This window comes from Streptomyces sp. NPDC005374 (assembly GCF_042872225.1).
Classification (GTDB): domain Bacteria; phylum Actinomycetota; class Actinomycetes; order Streptomycetales; family Streptomycetaceae; genus Streptomyces.
Genome location: NZ_JBIAKA010000002.1, coordinates 581450 through 602167 on the forward strand (window position 1 = coordinate 581450; position 20718 = coordinate 602167).

Consider the following 20718-nt stretch of genomic DNA (forward strand, 5'->3'; position numbering starts at 1 on the left):
CTTGCAGAAAATGAGAATGCCAATACCGCCAAGCGAGAGGAAGTTCTCGCGCGGCTATCCGCGGAAGCCGCCCTCGGCGCTCATCACGGCCCCGTTGGCCACCCCGCCCCGCTCCGAGCAGCAGAAGGCGACGAGCGCGGCCACCTCCTCGGGTTCCGCGAGGCGCCCGTTCAGCTGTGAGTCCTTGAACTCCTCGATGTCCTCCAGGTCATAGAGCGCGGCCGTGGCCGCCAGCATGGCGGTGCGGGTGGACCCCGGGGAGACGGCCACGGCGGTCACCCCCGTGTTGACCAGGTCGGCGGCGAGACCGCGCACGATGCCGACGACGGCGTGCTTGGCGGCGCCGTAGCCACTGAGGTGGTACAGGCCGCGGGTGCCGGCTGCCGAGGCCACGGCGACGAACCGGCAGCCGTGCGGGGCGGGTCCGTCGAGGAAGTGCGGTACGCAGACCGCGGCGGTGTTCCAGACGCCCATGACGTCCACGTCCCACAGGGTCCGCAGGTGGGCTTCCGGGGTCTCCCAGAGCGGCTGCCCACCGGTGATGACGGCCGCCGCGGCGACGGCGACGTCGAGCCGGCCGAAGTGGGCGACCGCCCGGGCCGCCGCCGCGTCCAGGGCGGCCCGGTCGCGTACGTCGGCGACCTCGACGACGACCCGGTCCGGGTACTCGGCGGCCAGTGCCTCGAGGTCGGCGCGGGTGGCGAGCGCGTATCCGACGCCGGCGCCGCGCTCCGCTCCCGTGGCCGCGCAGCTGTCCAGGGCGAGCACGCCGTACCCCTCGGCACACAGCGCTCGCACGGTGGCGGCGCCTATTCCGCGGGCGGCGCCGGTGACGAGGGCGACCCTCACCGCAGTACCTCCTCGACCCTGTTCACGAGTTCCTCGAAGAGCCGCTCGCCTTCCGCCGCCGTCGCGGTGCGGGGATCGCCGAGCACACCGTTCGGCGAGACGGCGCCCACGCCCCCGGCACGCATCGCGGGCATCAACTGCCCGACCGGAGCGGTGTTGCCCGGCGCCGCTCGTCTCAAGTCCACGAGTTCCGGCGCCAGATGGAGCATGAGCGAGGTCTCGGTGTGCCCGGCGTGTGCGTCGCCCCCCTCGGGGAAGCACGGGATCCAGGCCGCGTCCCGGCCCTCCTGGCGCAGCTCGGTGACCACGGACGGCAGGCAACCGGCGTTCCCGCCATGGCCGTTGACGAACAGGACGCGCCCCGACCAGAGGGTGAGCGAGCGGACGAGTTCCAGCAGCATGAGGCGCAGGACCTCGGTGCCGATGGACATGGTGCCGGGGAAGCCCTGGTGTTCCCCGCTCGCCGTGTAGCCGACGGGCGGAGCCACGAGAACCCGCCGCCTCCCCGTTCGCCGGGCCGCCGCGTGGGCGACGGCGTCGGCGATCCGGGTGTCGGTGTCCAGCGGCAGATGGGGGCCGTGCTGTTCGAAGGAGCCGAGCGGCACCAGGACCGTGGGCCGCTCCGGCACCTCGGTCCAGGCGAGGTGCGACAACCGGGTCATCAGGCCTCCGGTACGCCTGCCGTACGGGTGAAGCCCGGTGGCACCAGCACGTCCTCCGGTCCGAGTTCGTGGATCGAGGCGCGGCCGAGTCCGCGCAGCGTCGCGTCGATGCCGTTGCCCAGGATGTCGAGGACGTTCTCCACCCCGCCCTGTCCCGCCGCCGCGAGACCCCACAGATAGGCGCGGCCGATCAGCACCGCCCGGGCGCCGAGGGCGAGCGCCTTGACGACGTCACCGCCGCGCCGGACACCGCCGTCGAGCAGGACCTCCACCTGGTCGCCGACCGCGTCCGCGATGCCGGGCAGCAGTCTGATGGGGGCGGGTGTGGTGTCGAGGTTGTTGCCGCCGTGGTTGGACACGGAGATCGCGGTGACGCCGAGGTCGACGGCGCGGCGGGCGTCGTCGACGCGTGAGATGCCCTTGAGGAGGAAGGGGCCCTGCCATTCGTCGCGCATCCACCGGATGTCGTCCCAGCTGGGCGGCTCGGTGGCCATCCACTGGCCGTACGCGCCGAAGAAGCCTGGCGCGTGGCCGTTCTCGTCGGCCAGGTTGGGGGTGGTGAGGTCGGGGAGGCGGCCGGAGCGGGCGTAGTCCAGCAGCCAGGCCGGGCGGGTGACGCCCTGAGGGGCCAGCTTGGCGAGGGCCTTGAGGTCGAGGCGCTCGGGGATCCAGGGGCTGCCCCAGTCGCGGCCGTGCGAGAAGGTCCAGTCGAGGGTGACGATGAGGCCGACGGCTCCGGCGGCGCGGGCCCGTTCCATGGCCCGGACCATGAAGTCCTTCGAGCCCATCCAGTACATCTGGAAGAAGGTCCGCGGGTTTGCCGCGACGACCTCCTCGATCGGCTTGCTCGCGAAGGAGCTGAGGCCCATCGCGGTGCCCCGGGCGGCTGCGGCCCGGGCGACCGCGACCTCGCCGTCGGGGTGGACGGCCTGGACGCCGGTGGGCGAGACGACCACCGGGAGGGCGATCTCCTGGCCCATGACAGTGGTGGCCTTGTCCCGTACGGCGGGCAGGTCGGCGACGTGCGGGGCGAAGCCCAGTTCCTGGAAGGCGCCGGTGTTGTCCCGGTAGGAGACTCCGGCCTCCGAACCGGCGAGCAGGGCGCTGTAGACCGACGTGGGGAGCCGTCGTTTCGCGCGCTGCTGGGCGTGCGCGACGGTCTCGAACCAACGGTTGCCCATGGGGAAAGCTCCCTACTGGAGTTACTGGAGTTCGAATCCGGCGAGCGGGTGCTCCTCGCACGCGGACACGGGGGGTGTACGACGGCCCAACGGGACGAGGACGGGCCCCCGGCGCGAGTGGTCCTGGCCGGATGCGGGGACCGTGCGCCCCGGATCGGCCAGCGCGGGTTCGCCGTGCCCCTGGACGCACTCGGGGTCGGGGCCGTCGAGCGGCAGTCCGGTGAAGAACTTGGCCGCCATGCAGCCGCCCCGACACGAGTCGTAGGCCGAGCAGCTGGTGCAGGCGCCGCCGCTCTGCGGGCGGCGCAGGTCGGCGAAGAGGTCGGAGTGGCGCCAGACGCGGGTGAAGCCGCCCGTCTCGCGCACGTTCCCGGCCTTGAAGGTGTCGTGGATGGCGAACGGGCAGGCGTAGACGTCTCCGACGGGGTCGATCAGGCACACCACCCGCCCGGCGCCGCACAGGTTGAGCCCGGGCAGTGCGCTGCCGTAGGCGGAGAGATGGAAGAACGAGTCGCCGGTGAGCACGTCGTCGCCGTGCTCCACCAGCCAGTCGTAGAGCTGCCGTTGCTGGTCGGCGGTGGGGTGGAGCTCGTCCCAGACGTCGGCGCCGCGGCCGGAGGGGCGCAGTCGGGTGAGCCGCAGCTGGGCACCGTACTCGTCGGCGAGCCGCTTGAACGCGTCGAGTTGGCCGATGTTGTGGCGGGTGGCGACGACGGAGATCTTGAAGCCGCGGAAGCCCGCGTCCCGCAGATGCCCCATGGCCCGCAGGACGGTCGCATGCGAACCCGCCCCGCGCACCGCGTCGTTGACGTCCGCCGTGGCACCGTCCAGGGACAGCTGTACGTCCACGTAGTCGGAGGCTGCGAGGCGGCGGGCCGTCCCGGGCGTGATGCGCACGCCGTTGGTGGAGAACTTCACGCCGACCCGGTGGGCGGTGGCGTAGTCGACCAGTTCCCAGAAGTCGGAGCGGACGGTCGGCTCGCCGCCGCCGATGTTGACGTAGAAGACCTGCATGCGTTCGAGTTCGTCGATGACGGCCTTGCACTCGGCGGTGTCCAGTTCGCGCGGGTCGCGGCGGCCCGAGCTGGAGAGGCAGTGCACGCAGGCGAGGTTGCAGGCATAGGTCAGCTCCCAGGTGAGGCAGATGGGGGCGTCCAGGCCGTACTGGAAGTGGTCGACGAGCCGGCCGGCAGCGGTGGTCATGACGCCTCCCTCTCCTGGGCCCGCACGATCATGTGGGACGTCGCCAGGGTCATCAACGCGCTGCTGTAGCGCGGTAGTTCGTCGTCACGGATGCCGGCGGCCGTGCAGGCGGCCGCGGCGCTGGGCCGTTCGGACAGCAGGCGTACTACGTCGAGAAGCCGGCGGTCCTTCAGGAACGACAGCCGGCGCGTTCCGAAGTGGTAGAGCAGGGCACCGAAGGACTCGGGGCGCACCGCGACCTGCGGATGCAGGGTCCAGGCCCGGTCCATCTCGAAGGACGGCATCACCGGGGGCCGTTCAGTACACGCCGCACATGCCGTCGATGGAGACCTCTTCGACGAGCAGGTCCTCCGTGACCAGTTCCTCGTCCTGCGGGGCGGCCTCGACGGGGTGGTCGTCCGATTGTGCAGTCATCTCCATGAGAATCATCTTCTCCATGCTAGATATGAATGCTCTCTCGCTCCCAGGACCATAATGGCACCCAGTGCCGAAAAGGAAGACCGCGTGCAGAAATCGACCGGACGACGGCCCTCGACCTCTCGTGCCCAGCTCGAACAGCACGCGTTGCGGCTCTTCGCCGAGCGCGGGTTCGACGAGGTCACCGTGGAGGACATCGCGGCCGCCGCCGGGATCGGCCGACGCACCTTCTTCCGCTACTACCCCTCCAAGAACGACGTGGTCTGGGGTGACTTCGAGGCGGAACTGGAGCGTATGCGGGCGGTGCTCGCCGCGTACCCGGAGGGGACGCCGACGATGGAGGCCCTGCGCGAGGCGATCGTGGACTTCAACCGGCTGGACGCCGAACAGATCCCCTGGCACCGCCGACGGATGCGCCTGATCCTCGAAGTGCCCGCCCTCCAGGCGCACTCGACCCTGCGGTACGCCGAATGGCGGCGCGTGGTCGCGGAGTTCGCGGCGGAGCGGCTCGGGCAGGAGCCGGACGCCCTGCGACCGCAGGTGATCGCCCACGCCTGCCTCGGGGCGGCCGTGGCGGCCTACGCGCAGTGGCTGCGGCAGGAGGAGTCCGACCTCAGCGGATTCCTCGACGAGGCACTGCGCGCACTCGGCGGGCTGGCGGACTGACCGGGCGGCCGGACATGCCGACCGCCCTCGAGCTCAGTAGCCGTACCGGCTCTTCAGGTGGCGCCAGAAGTCGCGCAGCATCCACTTGTCGAACTCCGTGATCTGGGTCGCGCTGCCGGCGTTCATCAGGAAGCAGCACTGGCCGGTCGGGGTCCAGTCGTAGAAGTCGTCGAGGCCGAAGGTGTGGCCGACCTCGTGGAGGTAGATATGGATGTTCTCCTGGGCGAGGGCCCCGGTGAAGTACTCCTGTCCGACACGCTGGCCCCAGTCACCTCCCGCTCCGCCCTGGAAGCCCTTGGTCAGCCAGAGCGACTGGTCGTAGTGGCGGGCCACGCCGCCGGGGCACTTCGAGTAGTTGCCGTCCTGGTGGAAGAAGCGGCCGCAGTCGGGGGCGCACTGCGGGGCGCCGCCCGAGTCCAGGTTCCCGGCGTAGATGTCGACCGAGTTGTCGGTCCACTGCAGGGTCGAGCGGTTCTTGACCGCCCAGCCGACGATGTTGACGGGCACGGTGGTGTACGGCCAGGCGTTGGTGCCGGTGCCGTTGTCCAGCATGGCCGCCATCCACTTGCCGAACTGCTTCTTAAGGGCGGCGTGGACCTGGTCCCGGAGAGCGGCGCTGACGGGGGCGTCGGACTCCCAGCGGACGCAGTAGTTGACGCTTCCCTTGTTGGCCATGACCTGGTCCCAGCCGTAGTTGCGGAAACCGTAGAGGTCGCCGTAGGTCGACTCGACGTGGTTCCACACCTCGTTGAGGGGCTGCGCGAGATTGGCCGGCGGGTTCCAGTTGTCCGCCGCCTGTGCCGGAGTCGCCGTGATGGCGGGTGTGGCGAACACCGCGAGCAGGGCGACGAGGACGGTGACGAGACGCACGATGCGGGTGCACATGGAGTGAACTCCCTTCGTGGGGGCGGGATTTCACTGTTGTGTCGCCGCCGGTCGCGAAGGGGTTGCCCCCTGCCGCCTGGCATTCAGAGCCCTCTTGTCACGGAAGCGCTCGAGCGGTGCGCACTGCGGCCCTGGACCGCTGCCGCCCGACGGCCCTGACGCGAACACCGACGAGCGGACGGACCCCCTCTCCCCACCTGCGACGACGACTCCATGAGCCTCGCCTCACGAATCGGAATGTGACCCACCCCACAATCGGTACGCACCCGTATCGATAGTCGGGGGGCTAGTCTCGATCTCACGAGAACGAAACCGTTTCGTTCAGCAGACTGCCCGCTGGGCGAGGATGGAGCACGCACGCAATGACCAGCGTCCTCATCGCCACCGGCCAGGCACTTCAGCGTGTCGGCCTCCGAATGCTCCTGGAGTCCCAGCCCGACCTGACCGTCGTCGGCGAGGCGACGCACGGGCCGGGAGCGGTCCGGCTGAGCGCCCTGCTCCACCCGGACGTCGTCCTGCTGGACGGGCGTACCACCGGCACGGACACCGTCGAGACCGTCCGCCGCATCACCCACGCTCCGGACGGACGCGTTCCGCACGTCCTGCTGCTCACCGCGGACGACGACACCTACCCTTACGGCGCCCTGCGCGCCGGAGCCGCCGGACACCTTCCCGAGGACGCCACCGCCGACGAACTCGTCGCGGCCGTCCGGGTCGTGGCCGCCGGCGACGTCGTGGTCTCCCCCGGACTGACCCGTGCGCTCATCGAGGCCGTCCGCGACCAGCGTGCCGTCGACAGCCGCGCACCGGGCAGCCGACTGGGCACCCTCACTGGACGCGAACGCGACGTCCTCACCGCGGTCGCCTGCGGCGACTCCAACGCCGAGATCGCCGACCGGCTCTGCATCGCGCCGACCACCGTGAAGTCCCACGTCAGCAACATCCTCACCAAGATCGGAGCCCGTGGCCGGGTCCAGGCGGTGGTCTTCGCCTACGAATCGGGACTGGTCAGACCGACACAGCACGTCCTGCACGCGTGAGGATCGGGCACACCCGGAGAAGCCCGCGGCACCCGGCCCGCGCCCGTCTCTGATACGTATCGGCCGAGAACCGCGAGGAAGGCGAGCCGATGCCCCCCACTCCCCCACCGCTCAGCTCCTACGTGCAGTCCTGGCACCCCACCCCCGTCACGGACACGGACCCCCTTCCGCCCGGCCCGTCCGCCGCCGTGTCCGCGCTCCTCGACCTGCCGGAACCCGCCGCGCGGCCCGGAGACGCGCTGCCGCCGTTGTGGCAGTGGTTCCACTTCCTGCACTGGCCCGCCCAGCACGAACTCGGCCGCGACGGGCACCTGCGCGACGGCCGCTTCCTGCCGCCGATCCCCGGCCGGCAGCGCATGTTCGCGGGTGGCCGCAGCGAGATCCTGGAGCCGTTGCGCGTCGGTGAACCCGCCGAACGCGTCAGCACTCTCGGCGCCGTCACCTCCAAGCAGGGCCGCACGGGCGAGTTGCTGTTCGTCACCGAGCGCCAGGAGTTCCGCCAGCACGGGCGCGTGTGCCTGGCCGAGGAGCAGGACATCGTGTACCGGTCCGGCCGGCCCGTCGGACGTCACCTGCCTGGCCGAGGAGCAGGACATCGTGTACCGGTCCGGCCGGCCCGTCGGACGTCACCCGGCCACGCCCGACGTCCGGAACGCCCCCGTGGGCGAGGGCCCCTGGCAACTGCCGCTCCGGCCGGACCCGGCCCTGCTCTTCCGGTTCAGCGCCCTGACGGCCAACGCCCATCGCATCCACTACGACACCCCGTACTGCCGTGACATCGAGGGCTACCCGGGCCTGGTCGTGCACGGTCCGCTGCTGGCCGTGCTGATGCTGGAGCTGGTCCGCCGCAACTCCCCCGGACGCCAGGTGAGTTCGCTGTCGTACCGGCTGCACCGGCCCGCCTTCGCCGGCGAGCACCTCCTCGCGGAAGGCATGCCCGCCGACGCCGGGGCACGGCTGCACATCGCCACGCACCGGGAGACCCGGCACGCCACCGCCGAGGTGACCTTCGCCGATCAGGCGGCGGTGTAGCCGAGTTGGCGTCTCATGTAGGGCGTCATGAGGGTCTTCGACTTGGCGAGGGTGGTGGTCCGGGCACCGAGGACCGCGGTCTCGCCACCGGGCACCGGCAGCATGGTCACCCCGTCGGCCGGACCGAAGGGCACGATCAGCGGGGTGCGGTGGACGGGCCGGTAGAAGCGGGGCTCCTTGCGGTGCTTGCCCGAACTGTTCAGATGGGTGCGGATGTTCCAGGCGGCGAGGTCGGCCTGGGCGAGCGCGGCCGGGGTGATCTTGAGCTCGGTGGCGTCGTTGACATCTCCGACCGCGAAGACGTCCTGGTGTCCCTCGACCCGCAGCGCGCGGTCGACCTTGACATGGCCGGAGGGGTTCAGCCACTCGCCGTGTCCGCCAAGGCGCAGCCAGAGCGTGTTGGGGGTCGTGCCGGTCGCCCAGAAGGATAGGTCGGCGGTGATGACGTCACCGTGGGCGTCGCGGTAGGTGCCGAAGTCGTTGCCCGGGGACATGAAGGTGTCGAGCCGTACCTCCACGTCGTGGGACTCCAGCCAGGCGCGCGCCTTGCGTCCGGCCCGTTCGCTGCGTGTGTTGCCGAGCAGCGCGGGACCGGAGTGCGCGAGGGTGACCCGGGCCTCGGGCCGGGCCAGCCGGATCTCGGCGCTGAGTTCGACTCCGGAGGGACCGCCGCCGACGACGAGGATGTGCTCGGCGAAGGCGATCTTCTGCTGGTGCTCGCTGAAGGACTTCACCGCCTCCTCGGTGGTGGTTCCGCCGAAGCGGGCGGGTGCCGGATAGTCGGCGCCGGTCGCGACGACCACCACGTCGTACGGGAGCCGTGTCCCGTCGGCCAGCAGCACCCGGCGCTCGGCGGTGTCGATGGTGAGCGCCTTGCCCACGACGACCCGGCCGTGGCGCAGCAGCCGGTCGTAGGGGATGAAGGGGGTCACGGTCCACTCCCTGCGTACACCCGCGCGCAGCGAGGAGATGCGGTGGAAGAAGACCTCCTTGCGGTCCACCAGCGTGACCCGTGCCGTCGCGTCCAGCCGTTTGGCCAGGCGCACGCCCGCATAGCCGCCGCCGATCACCACTATGTCGCCGTCACTCACGCCGAGTCTCCTGAACCGTGGGGGGAGGAGTGCCATGGCGGACGAGCCGCTCCCCCGAGCACTCGGATGCCGGTGAGCGTAGCGCTTGAAACCTCAAGTGTCAGTCGGGTCTTGTGTGACTTTCGTGAAGCTGTCAGACACGTGGTACGCGATGTGCCCACCGATACGGCGGAGACCTCGGGTTCATGGCGCGGTACGACGCCGTCCTCAGCCGAGCTCGTAGTCGAACCGGATCCGGTGGGTGCCGTCGGGGTCGACCGTGAGGTCGCCGGTGCCGGAGATGCCCGCGAGGTCCCCGGTGCCGCTGGAAGGGACGATGGTGAAGAACGCGGCGGTGCGGTCGCTGCCGGAAGTCGTCGCCGAGTGCGCGAAGTTGAAGGCACCGGACCGGCCGTGCAGCGAGCCCTCGAAGGATTCCATGGCCACATAGGTGCCGACGCCCGACTCCTGGTCGTACGCGGCGGTGAACAAGGTCGCGGAGCGGCCGGCGACCTCACCCTCGAAGTGCTTCTCCATCGTCGCGACCCCGACCGGAAGCCCGGTGGCCACGGCCGGCTCGGGCTTCAGCTCGGTCGGGACGAACGCTTTGACGCTGAATGTTCCATCGGCTCTCATGGGCCGACCGTACCGGCCCGGTCCGACAACGCCCGCCGGAACGGGCCCGGCCATGGTGCTCGCCCTTCTCCGGGGATCACCGATCGGGAATCTCCGGTGGCCGTCCCTCGTAGGCGGCTTCCAGGACCGCCCGCACGCCGTCCACCGTCACCGGACGCGGATTGGCGTACGGCTGTGCCGTCACCTGTACGGCCGCCTTCTCCAAGTCGCCTTTCTCAAGCCCGAGTTCGGCGAGGGAACGCGGCGCGCCCAGGCGTCCGGCCAGGTCCCACAGGGCATGTGACGGGTCGTCGGCGCCAAGTGCCCGTCCCAGCACGGTCAACGCGTCCGGGATCGCGGGCGCGTTGTGGGCGAGGACGTACGGCAGGACGACCGTGTGCGTCTCGGCGTGCGGGAGTCCGAAGGTACCGCCGAGTGCGTGGCAGAGCTTGTGGTGCAGCCCCATGGTCGTGGACCCGAGGCACGAACCGCACAGCCACGCCCCGTACAGCGCCTGCCCGCGTGCCGCCATGTCCACCGGGTCGGCGGCCAGTCGGGGCAGCGCGTCGGTCATCGCCCGGACGCCCTCCTCGGCCATCAGCGCGATGAGCGGCGAGGTGTCCGGGGCGTAGAGCGCCTCGACCGCGTGCGCGAGGGCGTTGACGGCGCTGGTCACGGTGAGCGGTACCGGCAGGGAGAGGGTCAGTTCGGGGTCGTAGACGACACTGCGGGGCTGGACCTTCGGGTCGCGGCCGGTGCGTTTGACCCCGTTCTCCGTCAGGCCCCAGACGGGCGTCATCTCGGAGCCCGAGTAGGTCGACGGCACGGCGATCAGCGGCAGTCCGGTGCGCAGCGCGATCGCCTTGCCGAGACCGATGGAGGAGCCGCCGCCGACCGCGACGACCCCGTCGGCCCCGGCCGCGCGTGCAGCCCTCACAGCCCGGTCCGCGACCTCTGCGGGCACGTGCATACGGGCCTCGGCGTGCAGCCCCGCGCACCAGTCGCCGAGCGCGTCCGCGACCGTCCGCGCGACGGCTTCACCCCGGCCGCCGCACACCACCAACAGCCTGGACAGGCCGAGGTGTTCGGCCTCGCCCGGGGTCGCGGTCACGGCGGCCCCGGGCCGCAGGACGACCCGTCCGGGACGGCTCTCGTAGGTGAAGTCGCCCGAGAAGGTCATGCGTTCGGCTCCAGTACGAGGTCGAAGCGGGCGTGCCTGAACGGGTTCGGGATGCCGAACTCCGTTGCCAGGGACGGGTCGTCGGTCATGGCGAAGTCCTGCACCAGGCTCTGTTTCACGGCGAAGACGGCGTCGGAGTCAAGGTAGTCGGTGCCCGCGACGAAGATGTGCGTGGTGACGGGGGTGTGTGCTTCGGCGGTGGCGATGAAGTGGATGTGCGCGGGCCGGTAGGGGTGCCGGCCGGTCGCGCGGAGCAGGTCGCCGACCGGGCCGTCGGTGGGGATCGGGTACGGCGCCGGGACGCAGGTGCGGAACCAGAAGCGGCCCTCGCTGTCGGCCGTGAACAGTCCGCGTCCGTTGCCCGCGGGCTGCACGTCGGGTTGCTGGACGTCGTAGAAGCCCTGGTCGTCGGCCTGCCAGACGTCGAGGACGGCGCCGGGCAGTGCGGTGCCGTCGGCCGACAGGACCCGGCCGCTGACCACGCAGGGCTCGCCGCCGCCCACCAGGTCGATGTCGTCGCCGAGTTCACGGGCGGGCGACTCGGTCATGTGGAAGGGGCCGAGCACGGTGGACTCGGTGACGCCCTGCACGCGGTCGCCGCCCAGCGTCTCGACGAGCATGGAGACGCCGAGGACGTCCGAGAGGAGGATGAACTCCTGCCGGGTGTCGGTGCAGGTCTGCCCGGTCGCCGTGAGGAAGGCGATCGCCTTCTCCCACTCCTCCTGGGTGAGCCGGCTCTCGCGCACGAAGTCGTGCAGATGGCCGATGAGGCCGGCGAGCAGTTCGCGCAGGCGTGGATCGGCGGTCGCGCGAAGGCTCGCGACGGCCTCCTCAGTGACGCTGGTCCCGATCGCGTCGGTGGTCATCCCTGCTCCTCGTCCTCGACGGCGTTCCGCTGCTGCCATGGTCGCGCGTTCTCGGCCGCGACCGAGGATTCGCCGCAGCGGGTCTGTCAGGAGTGCTACGGAGTCCGGGGCGGCGGCGGTCCCGTGACAGCAGGCGACTGGGCCGGGCACTCCCGGTCCGGTCCGACCGCGGTGGTGGCGGTGGCGGTGGCGGTCCCGATGGTCCGTGCCTCGGTGGCCCGCCACCATCCTCGCCCGAAAGGGCCGCACGGCGACGGCACCGGGCATCGGCCACCGACCCCCACAAGCTGCAGGAGTACAAGGGCTGAGGACGCCCCCTGACGGAACCGCTCGCCGGTGCGGCCACGGTCCGGATCGGCGGGGCGCCTGTCCGGGGCGTGCCGGGCCTGCATAACGTAGGAGGAGATCACCACCTGCCCGGGAGCGCGCATGACCGGTAGCCGCCGTAAGAGATCTGGCGACGCCTTCGACACCATCGAGCCGCCGGGCGACGTCGAGCTGGTCGCCGCGGTGGTGACCGTGACGGGGCTGGTGGAGTTCCTCGGCGCGGTGTCCGGGTCCGAGGTGTGGCTGCTCGGTCTCCTGGTCTTCCTGCCGGGTGCCGCGTCGGCGCTGGGCACGGTCCGCCAGACCTCGTTCGTCGCCGTGTGGACCACTCTGGTCGTCACCGCCAGCGTGCTGCTGCGGGACCGCGAGGCGGGTCACTGGTCCGACCGTCTCCTGCTGATCCTCTTCACCCTGGCCCTGGCCGCCACCTCCGTCTACGGATGCCACCGGCGGATCCGACGCGAGCACGCCATGCTGCGGCTGCGCTCCACCGCGGCGGCCATGCAGCGGCACATCCTGCATCCCCTTCCCCTGCTCACCGACGACGTGCTGGTCAACGGCGTGTACGAGCCGCTCCAGGAGGACCGGCTCGTCGGCGGAGACATCTACGACGTCGTCGACTCGCCCTTCGGAACCCGGGTGCTGATCGGGGACGTACAGGGCAAGGGCCTCACCGCCGTGGGCGCCGCCTTCGCCGTCATCGGCGCCTTCCGGGAGGCGGCGCACCGGGAGCCCACGCTGACCGCGCTCGTGGACGCCCTGGACGCGGCGGTCGTGCGGCACAACTCCTATGCGACGCACACCGGCGACGACGAACGCTTCGTCACCGCACTCGTGGTCAGCGTCGACGCGGACACCGAGGTACAGGCCGTCAACTGCGGGCACGTCCTGCCCCATGTGCTGCACGACGGCGCGGTCACTACACCCGCACTGGAACCCGGCGTCCCGCTGGGCCTGGCGGAACTGGCCGACGAACCCACGACCGTGGGCTGGTTCGACTTCCCCGAGGGAGCCACGCTGCTGCTGAGCACCGACGGCCTCACGGAGACCCGCTCCACGGACGGCACGTTCTACCCGGTCGACGAACGTCTGACGAAGTACGTCGGCTTCTCCCCCACCGAACTGCCGCAGGCCCTGCACGACGACGCCCGTGCCTTCGCCGGCCGCGGCGGCCCGCACGACGACGTCGCCGTCCTCACCGTCCGCCGCTCCCGGCGGCACTGAGACCGCTTCCCCGTCCGTACGGGCTTCCCGACAGTGGGACAGGACAACGGCATATTCCCTGGCAGGCGGCGCACGCGAAGACTGGTTGCAACTTCTACAAAACCTGGTCCTTCGATGAACGCTGATGCTAAGAATTGGCCGAAGCTACTCCTGTTGCGCACGTTCGCGCGGATTCCGCGACGAACCGGTCTGAACAATTGCCCATGCGCCCCACGTTCTTGAGTGTGCAGGACACGAGGCGACCCAGAACCGTGAGGCCATCTTGTCGAACACCCCGCCCACCGCCCGCAGAGGGCTGTGGACCCGTAACTGGCGCGTGGCCAGAAAGCTCCAGGCCATCCTTCTCATCCCGGTACTCGTGGCCCTCGTCCTCGGCGGCTTCCGCGTCAAACACTCCGTGGACACCTGGCAGGACGCCGACGACGCGGTCCGGGTGGCGGAACTGGTCCAGGCCGCGAACAAGTACGCGAGCGACGCCATCAACGAGCGCGACGTGTCGGTCATCCCTCTCGTCAAGGGCGACCGGACGTCGAGCGTGGTCGCCAAGGCCCGGGCGATCACCGACGCGGACGCGAAGAAGTTCGACGAGGCGGTGAAACGGATGCCGCAGAGTGCCGGCCTGCTGCGCCGGGTGCAGCTCGTGCGCGCGGGCGAGGAACAGTTGCCTCCCGCGCGCGCCAACGCCTTCTCCTCCCGGACGACCGGAGTGCAGAGCGAGGAGAGCTATCACGCCGTCCAGCACCCGCTGATGGAGATCTCCAACGAACTGGGCTACGGCATCCGCAGCCAGGCGACCTTCGGACGCACCCTGTACGCCGCCTCCCTCTCCCAGGCCGCGGAGTCCCTCATCCGGTCCATCGGCACCCACCTCCTGGTCGAGGACCGGGACAAGCTCGCCAAGGGCGAACTGCAGACCCAGCTCGCCTCGTTCAGTTCCTACGTCTACCTGGAGCAGATCGGCCTCCAGGAGTACGCCGGCTTCGCCGACGCCGCGGACATGGCCCGGCTGACCAAAGCGCTGACCGACGCCGAGCAGCAGGGCAGGGAACAGGTCGCCGAGGCCCAGACACAGGCCGAGGCCGCCGGTGGGACCTTCGTGGCCCCGCCGAGCCTGGCCAAGATGAACACCGCGATCGCCTCGGGCCAGTCGGCCGAGAAGCTCGCCGCGCAGGGCATCACGCCCGAGACCTTCTTCGCCGCCTCCACCCTCAGCTTCAACGCGTACCGCGCCATCGAGGTCGATCTGGCCGGCACCGCGCTGGCCAACGCGCACGTTGTCGCCGACGACGCCCGCAACGACGCCATCGCCAACGCCGCGCTCGTGCTCACCGCGATCCTCGTCGCGTTTCTGCTCGCGAACTGGGTGGCCCGGACGATGAGCACCAGCATGCGCCGGCTCAGCACCTCCGCCCACGAGATCGCCGAGCAACGGCTGCCCGCGCTGCTCACCCAGCTCACCCGGGCCATTCCCGGCCGGGTCGACGCCCAGGTGGCGACGATCCCGATCACCACCACGGACGAGATCGGCGAGGTCGCCCGCGCCTTCGACCACGTCCACCGCGAGGCCGTACGGCTCGCCGCCGAACAGGCCCTGCTGCGCGCCAACATCAACACGATCTTCAGCAACCTGGCACGCCGCAACCAGTCGCTGATCGAGCGTCAACTCGCCCTGATCACCAGCCTCGAGGGCAAGGAGGCCGACCCCGACCAGCTGTCCAACCTCTTCCGGCTGGACCACCTCGCCACCCGCGTGCGCCGCAACGGCGAGAACCTCCTCGTGCTGGGCGGCGAGACCCCCGCCCAGCAGTGGGACCAGCCACTGCCCCTGGTCGACGTGATCCGCGCCGCGGCCTCGGAGGTCGAGCAGTACGAGCGCGTCCAGCTGTCGGGGGTCCCGGAGGCCCAGATCCACGGCCGTGCCGTGACCGACCTGGTGCACCTGCTCGCCGAACTCCTGGAGAACGCGACGACGTTCTCGTCGCCGCACTCCATGGTCCAGGTCACCGCGGCACGGCTGCCCGACGGCCGGATCATGATCGAGATGCACGACAGCGGCATCGGGCTGCCTCCCGAGGAGCTGGCCGACATCAACCACCACCTGGCCGACCCGCCCACCGTGGACGTCGCGATCTCCCAGCGCATGGGCCTGTACGTGGTCGGCAGGCTGGCGGACCGGCACGGCATCCGCGTCCAGTTGCGCCCGTCCAACGGAGGCCAGGGCATCACCGCCCTGGCCATGCTGCCGGACACGATCACCTACCGGTCGCCGGGGGCGGCGGAATCCGACGCCGACACCCTGGCGCTGGCCGCCTTCGCGGAGGCCGGCTTCCCCGACGGCCCCGGCCGTCCGTACGAGGCGTGGGACGAGCGGTAGGCACCTCGCGCACAGCACCCGTGCCGGAGCATCACGGGCAGGACGGCTCCGGCACGGGCACACCTGCGGCGCTGCGGCCCAAGGGCCCTGGGGCCTGGGGCCTGGGGCCTGGGGCCTGTCCGGCGGATCATGCCGGCGGCGCGGGCTCTGGCACGCACTCCCCCGGAGGGGGTGCCCCCAGCGGCGTTGTCGTCACTCTCCCCCGCTCACCCGCGCTGACAAGGCGCCGTTCCTTGGAGCCGGCCTGATCCGCCGGACCGGCCCTAGCCGCCGAACTGGTGCTTGAGGAAGGCTCCCGACCATGCCATCAGGTCGGAGGGGACGTAGTAGCCCTTCTCGTCGTTGATGGCGTCCCAGTTACCGGCGACGTCCTCGATCGAGGCGGGTCCGGTGTCGTGGGTGTAGCCCTCGGTGGAGGCGATGAACAGCCGGGCGAAGCGGCCGGCGCCGGCCGTGTAGATCTCCCCGTTGACCGGGCAGCTCTCGTGCGCGAGGTAGGCGACCATCGGCGCGACCGCGTCGGACGGCATGTACGGCTGTCCCTCCACGGGCTGCGCGAGCTCCTCCTCCGAGCCGCCGCCCATGCGGGTCATCGCGGCGGGCGCGATCAGGTTGACCTTGATGTTGTGCGGTTCGCCCGCGAGTTTCGCGCTGCGGGCCAAGCCGATGGTGCCGCCCTTGGCAGCCGCGTACGACAGGTTGTTGTCGAGCCCGAGCACCCCACTGGACGTGGTCAGCACGACCCTGCCGTACCGCTGCTCGACGAAGTGCGGCCAGGCGGCCCGCAGTGTGTTGAAGGAGCCGATCAGGTGGACGGCGAGATGGCGTTCGAGGTTGTCGAGATCGACCTCGGGCAGGCCCGCCCACCGGATGATCCCGGCGTTGTTGACGAGGATGTCGATCCGGCCGAAGTGCTCGACGGCGGCGTCGACGATCGCCTTGCCGCCCGCCTCCGTGGACACGTCGTTCGTGTCCGCGACGGCCTCGCCGCCCGCCGCCCTGATCTCGTCGACGACCTTCTGGGCGGGCCCGGTGTCGGTGCCCTCGCCCTCCATCGATCCGCCGAGGTCGTTGACGACGACCTTGGCTCCCCGTGCCGCCAGCAGCCGGGCGTGGGCCCGGCCGATGCCCCGGCCCGCGCCGGTGACGACGGCCACGCGTCCGTCGAAGGTGAACTCGCTCATGGGTGACTCCGTACGTTGTCGGGCGGCTCGGTCGCCCTGGGCCGAAGGGTCCTACCAGGTGACGGGCAGCTCGCCGATCCCGAAGGCGAGTGCGTCGGCGGGGCGGAAGGCGAGGGCGTCGCGGTCGACCGCCAGGCGCAGGGTGGGGATGCGCCGGTAGAGGGTGCCGTAGACGACCTGCAGCTCGATGCGGGCGAGCTGCTGGCCGAGGCACTGGTGGATGCCCCAGCCGAAGGCGTGGTGGTGACTGGCCTTGCGTTCGATGTCGAGCTTCTCCGGCTCCGGGAACGCCTCCGGGTCCCAGTTGCCGGCCGGCAGCGGGACGACGATGCCGTCCCCGGCCTTGATGCTCGCACCCTCGAACTCGAAGTCCTCGGCGGCGATACGGCGCTGTCCGAAGGTCGCGACGGTGATGTACCGCAGGATCTCGTCGACGGCGTTGGCGGCGTTCTTCGTGTCGTCGATCTCGCGCAGCTTGGCCATCTGCTCGGGGTTGTCGAGCAGCAGCGCGGTGCCCAGGGTGATCATGTTCGCGCTGGTCTCGTGGCCCGCGATCAGCATGATCATGGAGAGCAGGGTGGCCTCGGGGAGCGTGAGGTCGCCGTCCCTGACCCGTGCGGCGAAGTCCGAGAGCACGTCCTCGGCGGGTTCGGTCGTCTTCTTCTGGATCAGGTTGGCCAGGTACCCGCCCAGTGCCTCGCCCGCGCGCCGGTCGTCGTCGGCTGTCTTGTCGCTGCGGGTGGCGAAGGAGGAGTGCTCCTGGAAGAAGTCGTGGTCCTCGTACGGCACACCGAGCAGCGCGCAGATCATCAGGGAGGGCAGCGGCAGCGACAGGGCCTGCACCAGGTCGACGGGCTTGGGCCCGGCGAGCATCTTGTCGATCAGCTCGTCCGTGAACTGCTGGATCTTCGGACGCAGCGCCTCCATGCGGGCGCGGGTGAAGGGCCGGGTCATCATGCGGCGGATCCGCGTGTGGTCGGCGCCGTCGGCGTTGAAGATCGTGAGCGGGTGATCGTGGGCGGTCTCCGACATGGCCTGGTTCGGGTACGGGAACCCGGACAGCTTGTCGTTCGAGCTCACCCGGGGGTCGGACAGGATCGCGCGCTGCGCGGCGTGACCCGTGACGAGCCACGGGGTGCTGCCGTCCCAGATCCGGACCCGGGTGACGGGGGCCTTCTCGTTGAGGGCGCGCAGTCCGGGCGGCGGGGCGAAGGGGCACTTGGCGTCCCTGTCGTCCTGGTAGAAGTACAGCTCCTCGGGGGCCGGCTGGGTGTCTGCCTCGGCCATGGGTTCTCCTCGGGCGTCGGGGTGGGGGGGCGTTGTCTGTGCTGCGGGGAAGGGGGTCACTCCTCGATGCGGATCGCCAGCGCCGGGCAGACCGCGGCGGCGTTGCGCACGTCGTCGGCCAGCTCCGGCCCCGGGCTCCCCTCGAGCAGGACGACGATGCCGTCCTCGTCGCGCTGGTCGAACACGTCCATGGCGGCGGACACGCACTGTCCGGCGGCGATGCACTTCTCCTCGTCGACGACAACCTTCATGGGTCTCTCCTGGTCGTTCAGTGGGTGGAGGCGGGGGTGCTGTGCAGGGCGTCGAGAACTTCCTGGCGGCGCAGACGGGTCTGCTTGGGCATGTTCCAGCCGAGGACACCGGTGACCCTGCCGTCCGTGCGGTACCGGGCGACGAAGCGGCGGGCCGTCAAGTCGCCCTCGACGACGTCGACTTCGGCGTCGGCGGGGAGGAATCCGTGGACCTGGATCCGGGCGTCGTACTGGTCGGTCCAGAAGTAGGGCACGGGCAGGTAGGGCAGCTTCTCGCCGAGGATGTTGGCGGCGACGGCGATGGCCTGCTCGGTGGCGTTCGTACGGTTCTCCAGGCGGACCAGTCGGCCGAGGTGCCGGTGGTGGAAGCGGGCCACGTCGCCGACGGCGTAGATGCCTTCCGCCGCCCGGCACCACGCGTCGCAGACAACGCCGTTGTCCAGTTCGAGGCCGCTGTCCACGAGCCAGTCGGTCACCGGGGTGGCGCCGATCGCGACGACCACCACGTCGGCCGGGAGCACCTCGCCGGTGGCGAGCTCCACGCCGGTGACCCGGCCCCGCGCTCCGGTCAGGCCGGTGACTCCGGTGCCGAGTCTGAGCCGTACACCTTGGTCGGTGTGCAGCTCGGCCAGGACTCCGGACACCAGTGGGCCGACCTGGAGGGCCATCGGGGCGGCCAGCGGGCCCGTGAGGGTCACGTGCAGGTCCAGCTTGCGGGCGGTGGCGGCGATCTCGGAGCCGAGGACGCCCTCGCCGACGACCACGAGCCGCGAGGCGGACAGCAGGTCGGCCCTCAGGGCGAGCGAGTCGTCGAGGGTGCGCAGGACGTGGACGCCGGCCAGACCGTCGTGGCCGGGCAGTGTCCGGGCCCGCACGCCGGTGGCGATGACGAGCGCGTCGGCCCGCAGTTCACGTCCGGAACGGGTGTGTACGGTCCGTGTCGCCGCGTCCAGGGCGACCGCGCGGTCCCCGAGGACGAACTCGGCGTCCAGTCCCGCCAGGAAGTCCTGGGTGCGCAGGGTGGCCCGGTCCGGCTCCCAGTCGCCCGAGAGGACCTGCTTGGACAGCGGCGGGCGGTCGTAGGGGGCGTGCGGTTCCTCGCCGAGGACCGTGACGGCTCCCGTGTACCCCTTGCGCCGTAGCGCCTCGACCGTGGTGAGTCCGGCCGCCGAGGCGCCCACCACCAGGATGTTCTGCGTGCTCATACGAAGTAGCGCCCGCCGTTCGTGCTCAGGGTCTGGCCGGTGACGTAGCTCGCCTCCTCGGAGGCCAGGTAGGCCACGGCGTGGGCGACGTCCTCGGGGGTGCCGGCCCGCTTCATCGGCATGGTGACCGCGACGGCGTCCACGTCGACGGGTCCCTGGCGCACCAGCGGGGTGTCGATGAAGCCGGGCGGGACGTGGTTGACGGTGATCCCCTTGTCGATGTACTCGACCGCCAGCGCCCGGGTCAGTCCGATGACTCCGCCCTTGGAGGCCGCGTAGTGGGCCATGGCAGGGGCGCCGGTCTGCGCGGACGAGGAGGAGATGTTGACGATGCGGCCCCATCCGGCGGCGAGCATGTCGGGCACCAGCTCCTTGGTGACCAGGAACGGCCCCTTGAGGTTGATCGCCATCATGCGGTCCCAGGCGTCCTCGGCGATGTCCGTGAACGGCTGGTAGGCGGTCGTCCCCGCGTTGTTGACGAGGATGGTGACCGGGCCGAGCTCGGCGCGGGTCCGTGCGGCGGCCACGGCCACGGCGGCGGCGTCGGAGGCGTCCCCGCCGACTGCGATCGCCCGGCCGCCGGCCTCGTTGATGGTGGCGGCGGTCTTCTCGGCGCCCTCGGTGTTCAGGTCCCAGACGGCGACCGCGGCGCCCTTGGCCGCCAGTACGGTCGCGATCCCCTGGCCGATGCCGCGGGCGCCGCCCGTGACGACCGCGACCTTTCCCTTGAGTGACATTGCGTGCTCCTCGTGTCCCTGCGGCCCTAGCCGGCCAGTGCTGCGCGGGCCGCCGTGCGGGCGGCTGTCGCTCGGGGGTAGCCGGCGTATCCGGCGGAGTGGTAGATGACCTCGGCCAGCTCGTCCTCGGTCAGGCCGTTGGTCCTGGCGATCCGGAAGTGGGTGGTCAGCTCGGACTCGGCGCCGAGGGCGATGAGGACGCCGAGGGTGACCAGGCTGCGGTCGCGCTTGCTGAGCCCTTCCCGGGCCCACAGTGAGCCGAAGACCGTCGTCAGGCCGATCTCGACGAGCTCCTCGCCGAGCTTGCCGTCCCGCAGGTCGATGTCGCCCTCGGGGAACACCCCTGGCAGTACCTCACGCAGGGCCTTGAGGCCCGCGGCCCGCAGTTCGGACCCGGCTTCGGGCTCCTCGACGTCTTTGTCGGTCATACACGGCTCCTGCGTCATGAGAAGGCGGCCATCGC

The 20718-nt window shown here is 70.9% G+C and carries 22 protein-coding genes; 5 read left to right on the forward strand and 17 right to left on the reverse strand.

Features of this window, described 5'->3' with window-relative positions:
• Positions 1-54 precede the first annotated feature (54 nt).
• From ACFYRX_RS08135 to mftA, 6 genes are read right to left on the reverse strand one after another with little or no spacing between them, the layout of a single operon-like run.
• Positions 55-849 carry a mycofactocin-coupled SDR family oxidoreductase gene (locus ACFYRX_RS08135; protein WP_389097488.1) on the reverse strand — a complete coding sequence of 265 codons (795 nt, stop codon included), beginning with the start codon at positions 847-849 and terminating at the stop codon, positions 55-57.
• Positions 846-1511 (reverse strand): mycofactocin biosynthesis peptidyl-dipeptidase MftE, encoded by a 666-nt coding sequence (mftE, locus tag ACFYRX_RS08140; RefSeq protein ID WP_389097489.1) that lies wholly within the window; start codon positions 1509-1511, stop codon positions 846-848. Before mftE ends, ACFYRX_RS08135 begins: the two co-directional genes overlap by 4 nt.
• Entirely contained in the window at positions 1511-2692 is a 1182-nt protein-coding gene (gene mftD / locus ACFYRX_RS08145; protein ID WP_389097490.1) for a pre-mycofactocin synthase MftD, read from the reverse strand. Before mftD ends, mftE begins: the two co-directional genes overlap by 1 nt.
• 21 nt (positions 2693-2713) lie before the next feature.
• A complete protein-coding gene (mftC, locus tag ACFYRX_RS08150; RefSeq protein WP_389097491.1) occupies positions 2714-3895 on the reverse strand; it encodes a mycofactocin radical SAM maturase in 1182 nt (393 codons plus the stop codon).
• On the reverse strand, positions 3892-4179 hold the full coding sequence (mftB, locus tag ACFYRX_RS08155; RefSeq protein ID WP_389097492.1) for a mycofactocin biosynthesis chaperone MftB: 288 nt from the start codon (positions 4177-4179) through the stop codon (positions 3892-3894). The genes mftC and mftB overlap by 4 nt, the downstream gene beginning before the upstream one ends.
• Before the next feature lie 13 nt (positions 4180-4192).
• Positions 4193-4309 carry a mycofactocin precursor MftA gene (gene mftA, locus ACFYRX_RS08160; protein WP_389097493.1) on the reverse strand — a complete coding sequence of 39 codons (117 nt, stop codon included), beginning with the start codon at positions 4307-4309 and terminating at the stop codon, positions 4193-4195.
• A 90-nt stretch (positions 4310-4399) separates the two neighbouring features.
• Here mftA and mftR point away from each other — a divergent pair, with 90 nt between their 5' ends.
• On the forward strand, positions 4400-4978 hold the full coding sequence (mftR, locus tag ACFYRX_RS08165; RefSeq protein WP_389097494.1) for a mycofactocin system transcriptional regulator: 579 nt from the start codon (positions 4400-4402) through the stop codon (positions 4976-4978).
• 33 nt (positions 4979-5011) lie between these two features.
• Here mftR and ACFYRX_RS08170 read toward each other — a convergent pair whose 3' ends face one another.
• Positions 5012-5863, reverse strand: a complete 852-nt coding sequence (locus tag ACFYRX_RS08170) for a hypothetical protein (protein ID WP_389097495.1) — start codon at positions 5861-5863, stop codon at positions 5012-5014.
• 362 nt (positions 5864-6225) lie between these two features.
• Here ACFYRX_RS08170 and ACFYRX_RS08175 point away from each other — a divergent pair, with 362 nt between their 5' ends.
• Positions 6226-6903, forward strand: a complete 678-nt coding sequence (locus ACFYRX_RS08175) for a LuxR C-terminal-related transcriptional regulator (RefSeq protein ID WP_389097496.1) — start codon at positions 6226-6228, stop codon at positions 6901-6903.
• Positions 6904-7500: 597 nt separating this feature from the next.
• A complete protein-coding gene (locus ACFYRX_RS08180) occupies positions 7501-7935 on the forward strand; it encodes a hypothetical protein (protein ID WP_389097497.1) in 435 nt (144 codons plus the stop codon).
• On the opposite strand, the gene ACFYRX_RS08185 is transcribed toward ACFYRX_RS08180, so the two are convergent.
• The 4 genes from ACFYRX_RS08185 to ACFYRX_RS08200 form a co-directional block, all read right to left on the reverse strand.
• Complete coding sequence (locus tag ACFYRX_RS08185) at positions 7920-9026, reverse strand: NAD(P)/FAD-dependent oxidoreductase (RefSeq protein ID WP_389097498.1); 1107 nt, start codon at positions 9024-9026, stop codon at positions 7920-7922. The genes ACFYRX_RS08180 and ACFYRX_RS08185 overlap by 16 nt on opposite strands.
• Positions 9027-9233: 207 nt before the next feature.
• Positions 9234-9641, reverse strand: coding sequence for a DUF3224 domain-containing protein (locus ACFYRX_RS08190; protein WP_389097499.1), 408 nt, complete (start codon positions 9639-9641; stop codon positions 9234-9236).
• A 76-nt stretch (positions 9642-9717) separates the two neighbouring features.
• Positions 9718-10800: a maleylacetate reductase gene (locus ACFYRX_RS08195; RefSeq protein WP_389097500.1), complete on the reverse strand. Its 1083-nt coding sequence runs from the start codon at positions 10798-10800 to the stop codon at positions 9718-9720.
• A complete protein-coding gene (locus ACFYRX_RS08200) occupies positions 10797-11666 on the reverse strand; it encodes a dioxygenase (RefSeq protein WP_389097501.1) in 870 nt (289 codons plus the stop codon). The genes ACFYRX_RS08195 and ACFYRX_RS08200 overlap by 4 nt, the downstream gene beginning before the upstream one ends.
• A 429-nt stretch (positions 11667-12095) precedes the next feature.
• On the opposite strand from ACFYRX_RS08200, the gene ACFYRX_RS08205 reads away from it, so the two are divergent.
• Positions 12096-13217: a PP2C family protein-serine/threonine phosphatase gene (locus ACFYRX_RS08205; protein WP_389097502.1), complete on the forward strand. Its 1122-nt coding sequence runs from the start codon at positions 12096-12098 to the stop codon at positions 13215-13217.
• Positions 13218-13479: 262 nt separating this feature from the next.
• A complete protein-coding gene (locus ACFYRX_RS08210; protein WP_389097503.1) occupies positions 13480-15591 on the forward strand; it encodes a nitrate- and nitrite sensing domain-containing protein in 2112 nt (703 codons plus the stop codon).
• Between the two features lie 263 nt (positions 15592-15854).
• Here the strand turns inward: ACFYRX_RS08210 and ACFYRX_RS08215 are convergent, their stop codons facing one another.
• From ACFYRX_RS08215 to ACFYRX_RS08240, 6 genes are read right to left on the reverse strand one after another with little or no spacing between them, the layout of a single operon-like run.
• On the reverse strand, positions 15855-16775 hold the full coding sequence (locus ACFYRX_RS08215) for an SDR family NAD(P)-dependent oxidoreductase (RefSeq protein ID WP_389097504.1): 921 nt from the start codon (positions 16773-16775) through the stop codon (positions 15855-15857).
• A 51-nt stretch (positions 16776-16826) separates the two neighbouring features.
• Positions 16827-18062, reverse strand: coding sequence for a cytochrome P450 (locus ACFYRX_RS08220; protein WP_389097505.1), 1236 nt, complete (start codon positions 18060-18062; stop codon positions 16827-16829).
• A gap of 56 nt (positions 18063-18118) precedes the next feature.
• The gene (locus tag ACFYRX_RS08225; protein ID WP_389097506.1) at positions 18119-18313 is read right to left on the reverse strand and encodes a ferredoxin; all 195 of its coding nucleotides are present in this window, start codon (positions 18311-18313) and stop codon (positions 18119-18121) included.
• 17 nt (positions 18314-18330) lie between these two features.
• A complete protein-coding gene (locus tag ACFYRX_RS08230; RefSeq protein WP_389097507.1) occupies positions 18331-19518 on the reverse strand; it encodes an NAD(P)/FAD-dependent oxidoreductase in 1188 nt (395 codons plus the stop codon).
• Positions 19515-20255, reverse strand: coding sequence for an SDR family NAD(P)-dependent oxidoreductase (locus tag ACFYRX_RS08235; RefSeq protein ID WP_389097508.1), 741 nt, complete (start codon positions 20253-20255; stop codon positions 19515-19517). The genes ACFYRX_RS08230 and ACFYRX_RS08235 overlap by 4 nt, the downstream gene beginning before the upstream one ends.
• A 26-nt stretch (positions 20256-20281) precedes the next feature.
• The gene (locus ACFYRX_RS08240; protein WP_389097509.1) at positions 20282-20683 is read right to left on the reverse strand and encodes a carboxymuconolactone decarboxylase family protein; all 402 of its coding nucleotides are present in this window, start codon (positions 20681-20683) and stop codon (positions 20282-20284) included.
• Positions 20684-20718 lie beyond the last annotated feature (35 nt).

Bases quoted from the DNA above. Each gene is read 5' to 3' on its own strand.
- ACFYRX_RS08235 (WP_389097508.1), bottom strand. From the start codon at position 20,255: ATGTCACTCAAGGGAAAGGTCGCGGTCGTCACGGGCGGCGCCCGCGGC.
- ACFYRX_RS08195 (WP_389097500.1), bottom strand. From the start codon at position 10,800: ATGACCTTCTCGGGCGACTTCACCTACGAGAGCCGTCCCGGACGGGTC.
- ACFYRX_RS08220 (WP_389097505.1), bottom strand. From the start codon at position 18,062: ATGGCCGAGGCAGACACCCAGCCGGCCCCCGAGGAGCTGTACTTCTAC.
- ACFYRX_RS08240 (WP_389097509.1), bottom strand. From the start codon at position 20,683: ATGACCGACAAAGACGTCGAGGAGCCCGAAGCCGGGTCCGAACTGCGG.
- ACFYRX_RS08190 (WP_389097499.1), bottom strand. From the start codon at position 9,641: ATGAGAGCCGATGGAACATTCAGCGTCAAAGCGTTCGTCCCGACCGAG.
- ACFYRX_RS08205 (WP_389097502.1), top strand. From the start codon at position 12,096: ATGACCGGTAGCCGCCGTAAGAGATCTGGCGACGCCTTCGACACCATC.
- ACFYRX_RS08230 (WP_389097507.1), bottom strand. From the start codon at position 19,518: ATGAGCACGCAGAACATCCTGGTGGTGGGCGCCTCGGCGGCCGGACTC.
- ACFYRX_RS08225 (WP_389097506.1), bottom strand. From the start codon at position 18,313: ATGAAGGTTGTCGTCGACGAGGAGAAGTGCATCGCCGCCGGACAGTGC.
- mftD (WP_389097490.1), bottom strand. From the start codon at position 2,692: ATGGGCAACCGTTGGTTCGAGACCGTCGCGCACGCCCAGCAGCGCGCG.
- mftB (WP_389097492.1), bottom strand. From the start codon at position 4,179: ATGCCGTCCTTCGAGATGGACCGGGCCTGGACCCTGCATCCGCAGGTC.
- mftE (WP_389097489.1), bottom strand. From the start codon at position 1,511: ATGACCCGGTTGTCGCACCTCGCCTGGACCGAGGTGCCGGAGCGGCCC.
- ACFYRX_RS08175 (WP_389097496.1), top strand. From the start codon at position 6,226: ATGACCAGCGTCCTCATCGCCACCGGCCAGGCACTTCAGCGTGTCGGC.
- mftC (WP_389097491.1), bottom strand. From the start codon at position 3,895: ATGACCACCGCTGCCGGCCGGCTCGTCGACCACTTCCAGTACGGCCTG.
- ACFYRX_RS08215 (WP_389097504.1), bottom strand. From the start codon at position 16,775: ATGAGCGAGTTCACCTTCGACGGACGCGTGGCCGTCGTCACCGGCGCG.
- ACFYRX_RS08200 (WP_389097501.1), bottom strand. From the start codon at position 11,666: ATGACCACCGACGCGATCGGGACCAGCGTCACTGAGGAGGCCGTCGCG.
- ACFYRX_RS08170 (WP_389097495.1), bottom strand. From the start codon at position 5,863: ATGTGCACCCGCATCGTGCGTCTCGTCACCGTCCTCGTCGCCCTGCTC.
- mftA (WP_389097493.1), bottom strand. From the start codon at position 4,309: ATGACTGCACAATCGGACGACCACCCCGTCGAGGCCGCCCCGCAGGAC.